The sequence below is a fragment of the Clostridium sp. CS1-1 genome (assembly GCF_056135525.1).
Genome location: NZ_CM148680.1, coordinates 1,953,198 through 1,968,974 on the forward strand (window position 1 = coordinate 1,953,198; position 15,777 = coordinate 1,968,974).

14 protein-coding genes and 3 pseudogenes are annotated in these 15,777 nt (G+C 35.8%); all 17 read left to right on the forward strand.

The window, feature by feature from the left end; translation table 11 throughout:
- Nucleotides 1-5: 5 nt before the first annotated feature.
- Complete coding sequence (locus AC0N0V_RS09100; RefSeq protein ID WP_474463653.1) at nucleotides 6-1,955, forward strand: FtsX-like permease family protein; 1,950 nt, start codon at nucleotides 6-8, stop codon at nucleotides 1,953-1,955.
- Between the two features lie 523 nt (nucleotides 1,956-2,478).
- Nucleotides 2,479-3,261: a MerR family transcriptional regulator gene (locus AC0N0V_RS09105; protein ID WP_474463654.1), complete on the forward strand. Its 783-nt coding sequence runs from the start codon at nucleotides 2,479-2,481 to the stop codon at nucleotides 3,259-3,261.
- A gap of 30 nt (nucleotides 3,262-3,291) precedes the next feature.
- Nucleotides 3,292-4,146: an alpha/beta fold hydrolase gene (locus AC0N0V_RS09110; protein WP_474463655.1), complete on the forward strand. Its 855-nt coding sequence runs from the start codon at nucleotides 3,292-3,294 to the stop codon at nucleotides 4,144-4,146.
- Nucleotides 4,147-4,168: 22 nt separating this feature from the next.
- Complete coding sequence (locus tag AC0N0V_RS09115) at nucleotides 4,169-4,780, forward strand: VC0807 family protein (RefSeq protein ID WP_474463656.1); 612 nt, start codon at nucleotides 4,169-4,171, stop codon at nucleotides 4,778-4,780.
- A 547-nt stretch (nucleotides 4,781-5,327) separates the two neighbouring features.
- Nucleotides 5,328-5,918, forward strand: coding sequence for a recombinase family protein (locus AC0N0V_RS09120; protein ID WP_474463657.1), 591 nt, complete (start codon nucleotides 5,328-5,330; stop codon nucleotides 5,916-5,918).
- Nucleotides 5,919-6,038: 120 nt separating this feature from the next.
- Nucleotides 6,039-6,737 (forward strand): VanR-ABDEGLN family response regulator transcription factor, encoded by a 699-nt coding sequence (gene vanR, locus AC0N0V_RS09125; RefSeq protein WP_474464496.1) that lies wholly within the window; start codon nucleotides 6,039-6,041, stop codon nucleotides 6,735-6,737.
- Nucleotides 6,715-7,845, forward strand: a complete 1,131-nt coding sequence (vanS, locus tag AC0N0V_RS09130; protein ID WP_474463658.1) for a vancomycin resistance histidine kinase VanS — start codon at nucleotides 6,715-6,717, stop codon at nucleotides 7,843-7,845. Before vanR (AC0N0V_RS09125) ends, vanS (AC0N0V_RS09130) begins: the two co-directional genes overlap by 23 nt.
- A 92-nt stretch (nucleotides 7,846-7,937) precedes the next feature.
- Nucleotides 7,938-8,108: pseudogene (locus AC0N0V_RS09135) on the forward strand (D-alanyl-D-alanine carboxypeptidase family protein); the annotation flags it as partial.
- A gap of 384 nt (nucleotides 8,109-8,492) precedes the next feature.
- A complete protein-coding gene (locus AC0N0V_RS09140) occupies nucleotides 8,493-8,810 on the forward strand; it encodes an HAD-IA family hydrolase (RefSeq protein WP_474463659.1) in 318 nt (105 codons plus the stop codon).
- A gap of 84 nt (nucleotides 8,811-8,894) precedes the next feature.
- Nucleotides 8,895-10,004 carry an ABC transporter ATP-binding protein gene (locus tag AC0N0V_RS09145; protein WP_474463660.1) on the forward strand — a complete coding sequence of 370 codons (1,110 nt, stop codon included), beginning with the start codon at nucleotides 8,895-8,897 and terminating at the stop codon, nucleotides 10,002-10,004.
- 164 nt (nucleotides 10,005-10,168) lie between these two features.
- On the forward strand, nucleotides 10,169-10,867 hold the full coding sequence (gene vanR, locus AC0N0V_RS09150) for a VanR-ABDEGLN family response regulator transcription factor (RefSeq protein WP_474463661.1): 699 nt from the start codon (nucleotides 10,169-10,171) through the stop codon (nucleotides 10,865-10,867).
- On the forward strand, nucleotides 10,845-11,990 hold the full coding sequence (gene vanS, locus AC0N0V_RS09155; protein ID WP_474463662.1) for a vancomycin resistance histidine kinase VanS: 1,146 nt from the start codon (nucleotides 10,845-10,847) through the stop codon (nucleotides 11,988-11,990). Before vanR (AC0N0V_RS09150) ends, vanS (AC0N0V_RS09155) begins: the two co-directional genes overlap by 23 nt.
- A gap of 92 nt (nucleotides 11,991-12,082) precedes the next feature.
- Nucleotides 12,083-12,253, forward strand: a pseudogene (locus tag AC0N0V_RS09160) (D-alanyl-D-alanine carboxypeptidase family protein); the annotation flags it as partial.
- Between the two features lie 270 nt (nucleotides 12,254-12,523).
- Nucleotides 12,524-13,483, forward strand: a complete 960-nt coding sequence (gene vanH, locus AC0N0V_RS09165) for a D-lactate dehydrogenase VanH (protein WP_474463663.1) — start codon at nucleotides 12,524-12,526, stop codon at nucleotides 13,481-13,483.
- 1 nt (nucleotide 13,484) lies between these two features.
- Nucleotides 13,485-14,522, forward strand: a complete 1,038-nt coding sequence (vanI, locus tag AC0N0V_RS09170) for a D-alanine--(R)-lactate ligase VanI (RefSeq protein ID WP_474463664.1) — start codon at nucleotides 13,485-13,487, stop codon at nucleotides 14,520-14,522.
- Nucleotides 14,522-15,130 (forward strand): D-Ala-D-Ala dipeptidase VanX, encoded by a 609-nt coding sequence (vanX, locus tag AC0N0V_RS09175; RefSeq protein ID WP_474463665.1) that lies wholly within the window; start codon nucleotides 14,522-14,524, stop codon nucleotides 15,128-15,130. The genes vanI and vanX overlap by 1 nt, the downstream gene beginning before the upstream one ends.
- A gap of 402 nt (nucleotides 15,131-15,532) precedes the next feature.
- Nucleotides 15,533-15,685: pseudogene (locus tag AC0N0V_RS09180) on the forward strand (ATP-binding protein); the annotation flags it as partial.
- Between the last annotated feature and the right edge of the window lie 92 nt (nucleotides 15,686-15,777).

The following is a 15,777-nucleotide window of genomic DNA, read 5'->3' on the forward strand; positions in this document are numbered from 1 at the left end:
GAAAAATGATGGGCTTATTTGATATTGCCCTTAAAAATATAAAAAGAAACTTTTACAACTACTTTTTATACTTTGCATCTATGGTATTCAGCATAATGATTTACTTTACATTTACTTCAATAGAATATAATACACAGGTTCAAAAGGTTGTTGGTTCTTCAATGAATTTTGCTACTGTATTTAAAGCATCAGCCATAGTTATTGCAATATTTGTTACCATTTTTATTTGGTATTCAAACTCTTTCTTTATAAGGAAAAGAAAAAAGGAAATTGCACTTTATTCTCTTCTTGGAATAAGAAAAAGGCAAATTGGAACAATGCTTTTTTATGAAAATATTGTCATGGGTATAGCAGCACTGGGTGCAGGTATTTTGATTGGAAGCTTGCTTTCAAAACTATTTATAATGATTTTGATTAAGCTTATGGGGTTTTCAGCTAGTATTAATTTTATGATACCTTCAAAGGCTGTAATAAATACTATTGTTGTATTTATTATATTATTCCTTATAACCTCAATACATGGTTACAGTCTTATATACAGATTTAAGCTTATAGAGCTTTTTAAAGCTGAAAGTCAAGGGGAGAGAATACCAAAGACTTCAGTATTTCTTTCAATACTATCTGTTTTATTAATCGGAGGAGGATATTGGTTATATACTAGACCAATATCAAGCTTTACGGTCTTTGGAATACTTATAACCTTAGTACTTACGGTAATAGGAACTTTTATGCTCTTTTCTTCGGCAACACTATTAATTATTAAGCTTTCAAAGAAAAATAAGAGAAGATATTACAAAGGTATTAATATGATAGGAACTTCTCAATTGTTATACAGAATTAAAGCTAGTGCCAGAACTTTGGCTACAATTGCAGTATTAAGTGCTGCTACTCTTACATCCATGGAGGTATCTGCAAGTTTTTATTATAAGCTTTCGGTAAATTTACAAGAGAATTATGGTTTTACTTATGCTTATGCAAGCAATGACAAAGCTTTAGATAAAAAGGTAGAAGCTATAATTGCAAAGTATCCTAAAAATAAAATTATTGCATCTGTGGATATGAATTTTATTAAAGTAAATGGACTTTGGCCTGATTTTTCTAAAGCATCTTCGGTGAAAAAGCCTATCACAGCTAATTTTTATATAATATCAGAAAGTAACTATAATGAAATTGCAAATATAAGAGGATTAAAGGACAAGGTGAAACTAAAAGGGAATAATGAGGCTGTTGTATTTAGTCAAATTTTAAATTTTACTACACAGCATGATTATTCTGAAAAAACTATTACAATAAATGAAAATAACGAGAAGAGCACTATGAATGTTGTGGATGTTAAGAATTATTCACTTTCAAACTCTGGCATGATGAGAAATGCTGTTGTTGTAACAGATGATATTTATAATAAGTATTGCACAAAAGATAATACTTTAAGAATCAAAGGTTATGTTACTGATAATAAAAAAGATAGTGAAGGATTGAACAATGAACTTACCAGTCTATTATTGAAGCAACTTCCACAAAATAATGAAGAATCTTTAACTTTTTCATCATATTATTCAGAATATAGGGGAGGACTTAGCATTTCAGGTATAACAATCTTTATCGGTGCTTTCTTAGGCCTATTATTTTTGGTAGCCACCGGAAGTATAATATTTTTCAAGCAATTATCTGAAGCTAATGATGATAAAAGCAGGTATGAGATTCTTAGAAACATAGGGGTAACAAACAAAGAAATCAAGACTTCTATAAGCAAACAAATATTTATAGTCTTTGCTCTGCCGCTGGCAATTGGAATAATGCACAGCTTAGTGGCATCAACACTTTTATCTAGAATCATGAGATTAAATTTAACATTGCCTATAATCATAACTATCAGTGCATACACAGTTATATATATGATATATTATTTTCTAACAGTAAACTCTTATTATAAAATTATTAATGCAAACAGTTAGATAAAGTGCCTAGAGAAATTATTCTCTAGGTGTTTTTATTTAGTTTAGGATATAACTATGGCATACAGATGTCGTACTATTCGGCTATAATCGGATATAAAAAGGATGAACAGGTTGCTGTGGCTGACAGGAAGCCAAACTTAGTTACATATATCAGATGACTTTGTTACTAAAGGTTGGGAAGAATAAGAAGGTTAGAATTATCAAATGAAGAAGTAAGCATGTTACATACCAATCTCTATATAATCAATAAGTTTTTTGATTCATATAGTAGACATGATGCTATTGGTATTTAATAAGTAGTGTGCGAAAAAGGATTTTAAGTAAATATTTAAGTACATTTTATGTTCCCTCAGGCTAGAAGGTTTGAGGGAATTTTGCTTTAGGGGTCGAAATTTCATGTAAAAATAAGTAAATTCAATAAACTATAATACTTTTTAAAAAGTTAAAGAAAATAATTAATAAAATCTCTTGTTTGTGACGTCACGTAACATAATATAATAAAACTAGAGGAGGCGAGGGTATGAGTAATAACAAAGACAAATTACTTACAGTAGGTGAGCTTGCTCGAAGGGGCGGTGTAACAGTGCGTACTTTACAATATTATGATACAAAAGGTCTCTTAGTCCCAAGTGAATACAGTGAGGGTGGAAGACGAATGTACAGTAGGCGCGATATTATACGCTTGCAGCAGATTGTTTTTTTAAAATCGATGGGCTTCTCACTAGAGGAAATACGTGATAGCATACTTCCTACTGAATCGACTTCAGAGCTGGAACAGATGCTTAAACAACAAAAACAAATGCTAATTGAGCAGATATCTCATATCCAAGAAACCGTAAATCAGATGGATAAGATTATAGATGAGATTAAATTAGGCTCTGAAATTGGAATCGACAGATTATTTGTCATTATGAAGTCGACCCAGCTAGGTAATCCTTATTCTTTCCTGATTAGGCACATTAGCAAAAATCAGATGGAGTATTTCTCAAATTGTTTTGCAAGCGAAGAAGCTGCAATTGAATTCAACAAAAACTTACAAGCATTATCTGCGGAACTTATTGAACTATATCAACAAAATGAAAAGCCGCAAGATGTGAAAGGACAAAAGCTGGCAAGTAGATGGTGGAATATGATGATGTCATTGACGAAAGGAGATACTGAATTGATTAAAAACATGTCCACTGTAATTATAAATGATGATAACTGGCCATCGAATGTCAAGCATTTGAAAGAAGCGACTATGTTATTTTTAAGGAGTGCAATCATTACTTATTTAAAAAACAACAATATTAAGCTATTTTAAAAAGAATAAGATAAAGAGGAGAGTATTGAAATGGGCATTAAAAAAACAGGAATATTATCTGTACCAGGAGCTAGTCTTTACTATGAAGTGCGCGGCTCAGGCCCGGTACTTCTTATGATCCACGGCGGAAATAGTGACGCCGATGTTTACTTCGGCGTAGCAGAACATCTTTCAGGCAAGTACACAGTCATAACATATGACCGACGTGGTCATTCACGCAGCAAACTTTTAAATGTAGCTGAAAAGTATCAGATAGAAACGCATAGTGAAGATGCCTACAGACTGCTAACTGCACTGACCAATGAACCGGCTTACGTGTTTGGAAGCAGTTCTGGAGCTATCATCGGGCTGGATTTAGCTATGAGACATCCTGAGCAGATAAGTATACTGATTGCACACGAACCACCATTAACTCATCTTTTGTCTGGAGATGATCAAGTCCAAGCAAGACAAATCCAAGAAAATCTAGAGAATATCGGTCGTCGTGAGGGAGTCATTCCGGCTATTAAGCAATTCGCTTCAATTCTGGGAATGGACAACACTAGCAATACATCCTACCGACCAAATGCCGAGCAAATAGAACGTATGGTTGGCAACATGAGATTTTTCGTTATGCATGAAGCATCAGCAATTAGACGTCACTTGTTGGATCTCGAAAGACTAAAGGTTATATTGAAGACTACATCGATGCCAATTCTTATAGGTGGCGGTGGTGCTTCACGAAATTCCTTTCCATATCTTTGTGCAATTGCTTTGGCAGAACAATTGGAAGTAAATAGCGTGGAGTTTCCCGGAAATCATTTAGGCTATGTAAATCACAGTGAAGACTTCTCTAGTAAATTGCATATCACTTTGGAAAATGAAAGATTAAAAATAGAAGGATAACTTTAACAAAGGATGTGATAAAATGACGCATAAGGAACGAATGAATAAACATTTTAATGGAATGGTAAAAAGATTAATTCCAAAACTTATTGTAAATTGGCTTGTCCCGTTGCTCTTATACGCGCTTTTACGTGATAATTTTTCTAACGACACCATCGCCCTTGAAGTTGCTGGAGTTATCCCGGCAATATGGACTATAATTCTATGGCTATGGAGAAGCCAAGTTAACTGGGTTGGTATAATAGCTATCCTTGGTCTCTCTATCGCAATTGCTGTCTCTGCGTTATCGGGAGGAGGTTCTCTACCGTTAAAACTCTATCACCCGATGATATCTGCTATTGTGGGATTTAGTTTTCTTATCTCTGTGGTCATAAGAAAGCCATTAATGATACTATTACTAAAGAAATTCAAGATTGGTGATCCAGAGCGATTTAGTAATCCTGTAATCAATAGAAAAGTTACCAGTATCACTGTGGTATTTGGATCAGCACTACTACTTGATGCAATAATTCACGTTATTATGGCGATTACTATATCCACAGGCACATATCTTATTATGTCGCGAATAGTTACGATTGGTATGCTAGCTATATTGTTTTTTGCTTCAAAGTGGGTTATGAGAAGAAAGTTCTAAAATATAATTACGTTTAAGTATTATTTTCTCTATATAACTATGTTTATAAACTAATAGTTTATAAAGACCGCAGTGAATATTACTTATCAAGACTTAAATTGAAAAAAGGTAGGTAAATTAAAGGACATAACATATTAGTCATATAAAATATGTTATGTCCTTTCTTCTTCAACTAACGCACCGCGTTAGCTTAGATGAGCTTATTCACAAATGTACATTTATATTGTAGGATGACAACTGTGTCATTTATTTTTATACCTTAAAAATGTATAACCCCGTCCTAAAATTAGGCAGGGTTAGCATAGATTTAATAAAATTTTGATAAAAACACTTCACCAAACTAAAAACTTACTAATAAACTTTCTAAGAAATACGTTACCTCGTCATGAAGTTACTCCTGAATCATCTGACAATAACTATATCGTAAACAACTTCAATTAATAAAGTAAAATAAGAAGTAAATAAAACAAAGTAAAAATATTGACAAAGAATGTCGTTTAATTTACTGTTATGGTATAAGAATAGTAAATTTAGGGCGGTGTTTAATATGGTATTTGGGTATGCTCATATATCTACGGTTGAACAAAATTTAAATAGACAATTAGATGCCTTAAAAGCAGCAGGGGCAGAGGAAATTATCCAAGAGAAAATTACTGGTACAAAAGCAGATAGACCAGAATTAAATAGGCTATTGGATAAATTAAGAAAAAGTGATGTTATATTAATAGCCGATCTTACAAGATTAAGCAGGAGTACAAAAGATTTATTTAGTTTAGTTGAGCTGATAGAAAAAAAAGGTGCAAATATTAAAAGTCTAAAGGAAAGCTGGATGGATACAACAACTCCACAGGGGAAGTTAATGTTTACAATATTTGCAGGTGTAAGTCAATTTGAAAGAGACTTAATAAGTCAAAGAACCAAAGAGGGATTGGAAGCTGCAAGGGCAAGAGGGAAAAAAGGTGGCAGAAAGCCTAAACTAGATGACGTAAAAAAGAAGGCTATATATGATTTATACCAACAAAAGAATACGCTAATAAAAGATATTTGTGATATGTTTGACATAACAAAGCCGACTTTATATAAAGTAGTAGAAGAGATTAGCACTGGTAACAGTGTTGAGAATATCTATAAAAAGTAATTATTTTATGGAATAATTAATAAAACCTTAAGGTTTTCATAAGAAAATTATTATGATATAAATTTTTGTTTTGCAGTACTATAATAATGAATGTTTAAACAGGAAGAAGGGACAGAACTTATGAGTATCAATATTTTGGTTGTAGACGATGAGCAGTCCATAGCAGACCTAATTGAAGTTTATTTAAAAAATGAAGGTTTTACAATATACAAATTTTATAAGGGTGAAGATGCGCTCCGGTGTGTTGAGTCGGAACAGTTGGAGCTTGCGATACTTGATGTCATGTTGCCGGATATTGATGGCTTTACTCTCTGTCAGAAAATTAGGGAAAATCATAATTTTCCTGTTATTATGTTGACTGCTAAAGAGGAAGAAATTGATAAAATTACCGGATTGACACTAGGTGCGGATGATTACATAACAAAACCCTTTCGACCTTTGGAGCTTGTTGCCCGTGTCAAGGCGCAGCTACGGAGATTTACCAAATATAATTCTGCAGATCCAAAACAAGAAGAACACTCGATTGCCTTTTCTGGATTGGTATTGGATATAGATACCCATGAATGTACGCTGAATGAGAAAAAGCTATCACTTACTCCTACAGAGTTTTCAATTCTTTGGGTCCTTTGTTCCAATCGCGGACGGGTGGTAAGTTCGGAAGAATTATTCCATGAGGTATGGGGAGACAAATATTTTACTAACAGTAATAATACGGTAATGGTTCATATTAGGCATCTAAGAGAAAAAATGCAGGACAGCACAGAACATCCTAAATATATCAAAACCATATGGGGGGTTGGCTATAAAATTGAAAAATAACAAAAAGGGTAACTATACAAACCTAAAAAGAAAAGTCTTCTCGCAAATACTTCTGATTACAGTTGCTGATACTGTGACTGTTTATCTAGTGCGCTCTATCCTACGTGGACAGATCGGAGATCGTATCGTTCGATTTTTAGTCAACGCTTTTAATTTTGAAAATTCGGACGCACAGACAATCTATCAGTTAGTGATTCGCAACAATATGGACATGATCCTTTTTGTTGCAATGATAATACTTTTAGTTATCCTTTTTGGACTTTCAATTTCTTGGTTTGTTAAATATTTCGATGAAGTCAGTGCTGGAATGGATAAACTTGCTGAGGAATCCGATAATGAAATTACACTATCACCAGAATTGGATTTTATGGAAAATAAGCTTAATCAGATAAAAAACAACTTGGAAAAACAAAAGAAAGCCGCGCTTGATGCCGAACAGCGCAAAAATGATTTGGTAGTTTACTTGGCTCATGATATAAAGACACCTCTGACATCCGTTATAGGATACTTAAGTCTCCTGGATGAAGCTTCTGATATGCCTCCTGAACAGAAGGCAAAATATGTGGGTATTACCTTGGAAAAAGCTTATCGATTAGAGCAGCTTATAAATGAGTTTTTCGAGATCACAAGATTTAATCTTCAAACTATTATTTTGAATAAAGAAAAAATTAATTTACTGTTCATGCTCCAGCAGATGGCCGATGAATTCTATCCAATGCTGACTCCACAGGAAAAACAGATGTCCGTCAATGTGCCCGAAGGCCTCACTCTGTGGGGAGATGCAGACAAACTAGCTCGTGTGTTCAATAACATTCTGAAAAATGCCATAGCCTATAGCTATGAAAACAGCATCATTGACATTTCTGCAAAACATCAGGAGAAAAATATTGTTATAACTTTTACTAATCAGGGAAATCCAATCCCGCAGGCAAAGCTTGAAACTATTTTTGAAAAATTTTACCGATTGGATTCTGCACGTTCCACAAACACCGGTGGAGCAGGGTTAGGTTTGGCAATCGCACAAGAAATTGTTACGGCTCACGATGGAACAATCTCTGTGGAAAGCAGCACAGAAAATACTACATTTACAGTAAAGCTGACCTCATAAGAAAATCTTAAGAATTTCATAAAATGGAATTCCAACATAGCTCCTTGTTCTGTGGTTGAATAATATCATCACAGAATAAGGAGTTGTTTTATTTAGGAGGAAAAACTGGATATACCGATGAGGCCGGTCTATGTCTCGTGAGTCTCGCCAAAGTGGGTAAACAAGAATATATTCTGATTTCAACTGGTACGAAAGGGGATCACCATTCGGAACAGTATAATATTACCGATGCATTAGCTGTATACAACAGTATAGGAAAATAATAAGTTCTTCATAAGAATTTATTAAGATTTTGATAAGCAAAAATTCCAACATCTCCTGCCTGATTTCGGTAAGATGAAATTGCCAAATCGGACAGACTTTTATATTCCTGAAAGGGGACCTCAGAGATGAAAAGAAAATAGATCATGAAAATGTTTCTATTTCTACTTGGCCTAATACCAGCATAGCTGTCACCAAGTGCAAAGTAAAATTTAAATCGTAGTAATATCAACGATTTCATGTAGATATGCATTTCTAAAAATATTGAGAAAAAATAATAATAAATAATATTTAAAAATGGCTATTTTACTGGTTTTCTAATGCTACTTTGAACTTCATGACATGTTTGTTGGTATTAGGCCTGGTATGTAGAATATATTTCGCAAATGGCTCATAAAGAGGTATTACCAGGTGTAAAAGAATTCATTGAAATGGTTAAAGATAAAGGTATAAAGACTGCTATAGGTTCTGTAAGCAAGGACACTATGACTATATTAAAGAGTGTAGGTTTAGTCTCTCATTTTGATGCTATCATTGATGGAAATAAAATAATCAATGCAAAACCACATCCTGAAGTTTTCTTAAAGGGTGCTGAAGAATTAAATGTGTTACTTGAAAATTGCGTGGTTTTTGAAGATGCACAAGCTGGCATTGAAGTGGGAATGTATAGTGTTGGGGTAGGTTCAGCTGAAATGTTAAACTGAGCAAATTTTGTTATAGATTCTTTTAAGGAACTGTCTTTGGATGATATTAGATTTTGAAGAATAAAGTTTTGGAGGTAGATTAAGATGTCAAGTTTAGAATTGAGACATGTACATAAGATTTATTCAGGTGATGTTACTGCGGTAAAAGATTTCAATCTTGAAATAGAAGATAAGGAATTTATAGTTTTTGTTGGTCCATCTGGTTGTGGTAAGTCTACCACACTTCGAATGATTGCTGGATTAGAAGAAATATCAAAAGGTGAATTATATATAGACGATAAGCTAGTAAATGATTTAGCACCTAAGGACAGAGATATAGCTATGGTTTTTCAGAACTATGCGTTATATCCTCATATGACTGTATATGAAAATATGGCATTTGCACTTAAACTAAGAAAGATTGCTAAAAATGAAATAGATACAAAAGTTAGAGAAGCGGCTAAAATACTAGATATAGTACATTTACTTGATAGAAAACCAAAAGCTCTATCAGGTGGCCAGAGGCAAAGAGTTGCCATGGGAAGAGCTATGGTTAGAGAACCAAAGGTATTTCTTATGGACGAACCTTTATCAAACCTTGATGCTAAATTAAGAGTTCAGATGAGAACAGAAATTTCAAAACTCCATAATAGACTTAATACAACTTTTATATATGTTACACATGATCAGACAGAGGCAATGACGCTTGGGACTAGAATTGTAGTTATGAAAGATGGGATAATTCAACAAGTAGATGAGCCACAAAAGATATACAACCATCCTATAAATATGTTTGTAGCAAGCTTCATAGGAAGTCCTCAAATGAATTTTATTCAAATTAAATTAGAACAGAAGGAAGGAAATGTAATAGCTGTATTTGAAGGAGAGAGTATAGTATTACCTGATACTATGGCAGAAGTATTAAAGCAAAAAGGTTATGTTGGAAAAGAGTTGGTAATGGGTATAAGGCATGAACATATAAACGATGATGAAAATATTATAGTTGAACATAAAGATGCTGTAGTTCATGCAAATGTTGAATTAGTTGAACTTATGGGGTCAGAAGCTTATTTATACTTATCTAAAGGAAAAGCAAACATAACAGCTAGAGTAAATAGTACATCTAAGGCTAAAGTTGGAGACAACTTAAAGATAGCTTTAAATCCAAATAAACTTCACTTTTTTGATAAAGATACGGAAAAAGCTATATCATAAATAACAACTTATATGGTAGTCCTTTATGTTAGTATTGGAAATAGATTAAAGCCTATATTAATAAAACCTTAAGGTTTTATTAAGAAAATTATTATGATATAAATTTTTGTTTTGCAGTACTATAATAATAATGAGTGTTTAATCAGGAAGAAGGGATAGGACTTATGAGTATCAATATTTTGGTTGTAGATGATGAGCAGTCCATAGCGGATCTAATTGAGGTTTATTTAAAAAATGAAGGTTTTACAATATACAAATTTTATAACGGTCAAGATGCGTTCCGGTGTGTTGAGTCGGAACAGTTAGAGCTTGCGATACTTGATGTCATGTTGCCGGATATTGATGGCTTTACGCTCTGCCAGAAAATTAGGGAAAATCATAATTTCCCTGTTATCATGCTGACTGCTAAAGAAGAAGAAATTGATAAAATTACCGGATTGACACTAGGTGCGGATGATTACATAACAAAACCGTTTCGGCCTTTGGAGCTTGTTGCCCGTGTCAAGGCGCAGCTCCGGAGATTTACCAAATATAATTCTGCAAAGCCAAACCATGAAGAACACTTGATTGCTTTTTCCGGCTTGGTATTAAACATGGATACCCGTGAATGTACCTTGAATGAAAAAAAGCTATCGCTCACTCCTACAGAGTTTTCAATTCTTTGGGTCCTTTGCTCCAATCGCGGACGAGTGGTAAGTTCGGAAGAATTATTCCATGAGGTATGGGGAGACAAATATTTTACTAACAGTAATAATACGGTAATGGTTCATATCAGGCATTTAAGAGAAAAAATGCAGGACAGTGCGGAACATCCTAAATATATCAAAACGGTATGGGGGGTTGGCTATAAAATTGAAAAGTAAGAGAGATAAAAGAAGGAATGATTATACAAAAATAAAAAGGAAAGTATTTTTTCAAATGCTCCTTATTATTTTTGCCGCGTCTGCAACTGTTATCTTCCTGCGCTTTGTAATTCAAAGAAACTTTAGTGTTAGTGATAGCATTGTCCGTTTTTTTATGAATACGTTTTTATTGGGTGAAAGCGATGCTGTGAAAATTTATCGGTATGCATTTCTTAATAATATGAGCGTTATTACATTTTTTGTGATTCTAATATTCTTGGTTATATTACTTAAATTTACAGTTTCCTGGTTTACCAAGTATTTTGATGAGGTCAGTGCCGGAATGGATAGACTTGCTGAGGAATCCAATGATGAAATTACATTATCACCAGAATTGGATTTTATGGAAAATAAGCTTAATCAGATAAAAAACAACTTGGAAAAACAAAAGAAAGCTGCACTTGATGCCGAGCAGCGCAAAAATGATTTGGTAGTTTACTTGGCTCATGATATAAAGACACCTCTGACCTCCGTTATAGGATACTTAAGTCTTCTGGATGAGGCTTCTGATATGCCTCCTGAACAGAAGGCAAAATATGTCGGTATTACCTTGGAAAAAGCTTATCGATTAGAGCAGCTTATAAATGAGTTTTTTGAGATCACAAGATTTAATCTTCAAACTATTGATTTGAATAAAGAAAAAATTAATTTACTGTTCATGCTCCAACAGATGGCCGACGAATTCTATCCAATGCTGACTCCGCAGGAAAAGCAGGTGTCAGTCAATGTGCCTGACGGCCTAACTCTGTGGGGAGATGCAGACAAACTGGCTCGTGTGTTCAATAACATTCTGAAAAACGCGATAGCCTATAGCTATGAAAACAGCGTCATTGACATTTCTGCTAAACAGCAGGACAAAAATATTGTTATAACTTTTACTAATCAGGGAAATCCAATCCCGCAAGCAAAGCTTGAAACTATTTTTGAAAAGTTTTATAGATTAGATTCTGCACGTTCCACAAACACTGGTGGAGCAGGGCTAGGTTTGGCAATAGCACAAGAAATTGTCACGGCCCACAATGGAACAATCTCTGTGGAAAGTAACATTGATAATACTACATTTACAGTAAAACTTCCGTCATAAGAAAATCTTAAGAATTTCATAAAATGGAATTCCAACATAGCTCCTTGTTCTGTGGTTGAATAATATCATCACAGAATAAGGAGTTGTTTTATTTAGGAGGAAAAACTGGATATACCGATGAGGCCGGTCTATGTCTCGTGAGTCTCGCCAAAGTAGGTAAACAAGAATATATTCTGATTTCAGCTGATGCAAGAGGAGATCACCATTCGGAACAGTATAATATTACCGATGCATTAGCTGTATACAATAGTATGGGAAAATAATAAGGTCTTCATAAGAATTTATTAAGATTTTGATAAGCTAAAATTCCAATTTAGTCTGTCTTAATTCGATAAGATGAAATTGTCGAATCGGACAGGCTTTCATAATTTCAGAAAGGGGGCCTTGGAGATGAAAAGAGAATAGATCATGCAAAGGTTTCTATTTTTACTTGCAAACTGTAGAGTGAAGAAAAGATTTTACTTCTACGTTAATTTGAAATAGTATGCGATAAAAGCAAAGAAGAATATAATATGAAAGGATAAATCTAAATCATGGAAAAAGTAGGGATTACAATTTATGGATGCGGACAGGACGAGGCCGTTTTGTTCCGAGAGATGGCTCCTCGCTTTGGTGTTATGCCAACTATCACAGATGCAGAGGTATCTGAAGTTAATATTGAATTGGCATTTGGAAATCGATGCATCAGCGTCGGTCATAAAACGCAAATCACAAATTCCATTCTTCTTGCGCTCAGCCAAGCCGGTGTAATGTATATCTCCACAAGAAGTATTGGATATAACCATATTAATGTAAAATACGCGGAGAGCGTTGGCATTTCCTTTGAAAATGTCGCTTATTCCCCCGATAGCGTGGCTGATTACACATTAATGCTGATGCTGATGGCGGTGCGAAATGCAAAATCCATTATCAGCCGTGCAGATATTCATGATTTCAGATTGAATGATGTACGCGGGAAAGAATTACGCGATATGACCATTGGGGTAATTGGAACGGGACGCATTGGCGCAGCAGTTATGGACAGGCTGCGGGGCTTTGGCTGCCACATATTAGCCTATGACCACCGCCCCATAACCTCTGCCAATTACGTTCCTCTTGATGAATTGTTACAGCAGAGCGATATTGTAACGCTCCATACACCACTTAATGCGGATACAAACCATCTTTTTAATCGTCAACGTATCGAGCAGATGAAGCAAGGCGCGTTTATTATCAATACTGCACGCGGTTCACTTCTTGATACCGAAGCTCTTATTCCAGCGCTTAAAAGCGGTAAACTAGGTGGTGCGGCGTTGGATGTCCTTGAAGGAGAGGAAGGAGTATTCTATTTTGACTACAGAAAAAAAACCATTGAAAGCAAACTGTTGTTGAGGTTACAAAAACTACCGAATGTGCTTATTACTCCGCACACCGCCTATTACACAGAACACGCCTTGAGCGATACTGTTGAAAATACTATTATAAATTGCCTGAAATTTGAAAGGAGAAATTAACATGGATAAGTTGAAAATCGCAATTATATTCGGAGGCTGTTCAGAAGAACATCCCATCTCCGTTAAATCTGCGCAAGAGGTCGCAAAAAATCTTGATATCGAAAAGTATGAACCGTTCTATATCGGGATTACGAAAAATGGTGTTTGGAAGCTTTGTCAATACCCTGACGCAAATTGGGAAAGCGGCAGTTGCCGTCCGGCTATGCTGTCACCGGACAGAAGCGTACACGGATTGCTTGTTCTGGAGCAGGGACAATACAAAACGATCCGTTTGGATATGGTGTTTCCAGTTCTGCATGGCAAACTTGGCGAGGATGGTGCGATGCAAGGTTTGTTGGAACTTTCTGGCATCCCCTATGTAGGCTGCGACATCCAAAGTTCTGCTCTGTGTATGGACAAATCCCTTGCTAATATCGTTGCCAGAAACGCGGGAATTGCTACGCCAAATTTCTGGACTGTCACGGCGAACGAGAATATTGATGTCGACCAGCTTACTTATCCCGTCTTTGTAAAGCCGGCCCGTTCGGGTTCATCTTTCGGCGTTAGTAAGGTATGTCGAAAGGAAGAATTGCTGAGTGCAGTGGAAACCGCAAGACAGTATGACTCGAAGGTGTTGATTGAAGAGGCTATCGTCGGCAGCGAGGTAGGATGCGCGATATTAGGGAACGATATGGATCTGATTGTAGGCGAGGTAGATAGAATTTGTCTATCTAATGGTTTTTTCAGAATCCATCAGGAGAATAAGCCTGAAAGCGGTTCTGAAAACTCAACAGTAATCGTTCCTGCTGACATTTCGGCAGAGGCGCGCTTGGGCGTTCAGGAGACAGCAAAAGCCGTATATCGCGCCTTGGGATGCAGGGGACTTTCGCGGGTGGATATGTTCCTTACGGAAGATGGAAAAGTAATACTTAACGAGGTTAATACTTTGCCCGGTATGACCTCATACAGCCGTTATCCGAGAATGATGGCAGCCGCAGGGTTGCCGCTTACCGAAGTGATCGACCGGACTGTGTCGTTGACATTGAAAGGAGAAAGATGATGAAAAATGATTTTGTCTTTGTAGACAAGTTTGTACCCGGAATCCGTTGGGATGCTAAATACGCCACATGGGATAATTTTACCGGCAAACCGGTGGACGGATATGTTGTCAATCGAATTGTCGGTACGAGAGCTTTGTGCGCAGCCCTTAAAAAAGCACGAGAAAAAGCCGCATCCTTTGGCTTTGGCTTGCTTCTTTGGGATGGCTATCGCCCTCAATGCGCCGTAGATTGTTTTCTGCGCTGGTCAAAACAGCCGGAAGATGACCAGACGAAACTAAAACACTATCCGAATATTGGGAAATCCGAGATAGTTGAAAAAGGATATGTGGCTGCTAAGTCGGGCCACAGTCGGGGCAGCGCAATTGACTTAACGCTTTATCATTTAGCTACCGGTAAACTTGTTCCAATGGGTGGCGATTTTGACTTGATGGATTCAGTCTCACATCATGGAGCAAAAGGAATCACGCAAGTCGAAGCGAGAAACCGTCAATACCTTTATTCTATCATGGAGGCCTGCGGTTTTGTTTCATACGATTGCGAGTGGTGGCATTACACACTGAAACACGAACCTTATCCAAACACTTATTTTGATTTTCCCATCACATAATTGAGCCGGCCAAAGAAATTGACAAAAGCTTGAAAGTATTTATATTAGCTAATATTTAGGAAACATAATCTATATAAGAAGAGGTGTTTGTTACAATGGAAATGACAGTATGCAAAATCGTCGCCGCATGCATACGGACGAGATCGTCCGCGCCATGCTTTAGCTTCCCGCTTCCCTGGAACTGATTTTCACATATGATTCAAAAAGAAAGGTGATATCCGCCAACAAAAAAAAACGTGAGTTTAGTGTATCTGTTTCCATGCCTGAAAAAGCAATATCGTATCCCTCCAAGCTCACCCGTTTGGAGGGATTTTCTTTGCGAATCCAATTTGTCTTTAACTATAGACGACCGCTATAAGAAAATCTTAAGAAGTTCATAAGATAGAATTCCAACATAGATCCTTCTTCTGTTTAGATTCTGCACGTTCCACAAATACCGGTGGAGCAGGGCTAGGTTTGGCAATCGCACAAGAAATTGTCACGGCTCACAATGGAACAATCTCTGTGGAAAGAAACCCAGAAAATACTTCATTTACAATAAAACTTACATCATAAGAAAATCTTAAGAATTTCATAAGTTGGAATTCCAACATAGCTCTTTGTTCTGTGGTTAAATAATATCAGTACAGAATAAGGAGCTGTTTTTT

Bases quoted from the DNA above. Each gene is read 5' to 3' on its own strand.
- AC0N0V_RS09100 (WP_474463653.1), top strand. From the start codon at position 6: ATGATGGGCTTATTTGATATTGCCCTTAAAAATATAAAAAGAAACTTT.
- AC0N0V_RS09105 (WP_474463654.1), top strand. From the start codon at position 2,479: ATGAGTAATAACAAAGACAAATTACTTACAGTAGGTGAGCTTGCTCGA.
- AC0N0V_RS09110 (WP_474463655.1), top strand. From the start codon at position 3,292: ATGGGCATTAAAAAAACAGGAATATTATCTGTACCAGGAGCTAGTCTT.
- AC0N0V_RS09115 (WP_474463656.1), top strand. From the start codon at position 4,169: ATGACGCATAAGGAACGAATGAATAAACATTTTAATGGAATGGTAAAA.
- AC0N0V_RS09120 (WP_474463657.1), top strand. From the start codon at position 5,328: ATGGTATTTGGGTATGCTCATATATCTACGGTTGAACAAAATTTAAAT.
- vanR (WP_474464496.1), top strand. From the start codon at position 6,039: ATGAGTATCAATATTTTGGTTGTAGACGATGAGCAGTCCATAGCAGAC.
- AC0N0V_RS09140 (WP_474463659.1), top strand. From the start codon at position 8,493: ATGGCTCATAAAGAGGTATTACCAGGTGTAAAAGAATTCATTGAAATG.
- AC0N0V_RS09145 (WP_474463660.1), top strand. From the start codon at position 8,895: ATGTCAAGTTTAGAATTGAGACATGTACATAAGATTTATTCAGGTGAT.
- vanR (WP_474463661.1), top strand. From the start codon at position 10,169: ATGAGTATCAATATTTTGGTTGTAGATGATGAGCAGTCCATAGCGGAT.
- vanH (WP_474463663.1), top strand. From the start codon at position 12,524: ATGGAAAAAGTAGGGATTACAATTTATGGATGCGGACAGGACGAGGCC.
- vanI (WP_474463664.1), top strand. From the start codon at position 13,485: ATGGATAAGTTGAAAATCGCAATTATATTCGGAGGCTGTTCAGAAGAA.
- vanX (WP_474463665.1), top strand. From the start codon at position 14,522: ATGAAAAATGATTTTGTCTTTGTAGACAAGTTTGTACCCGGAATCCGT.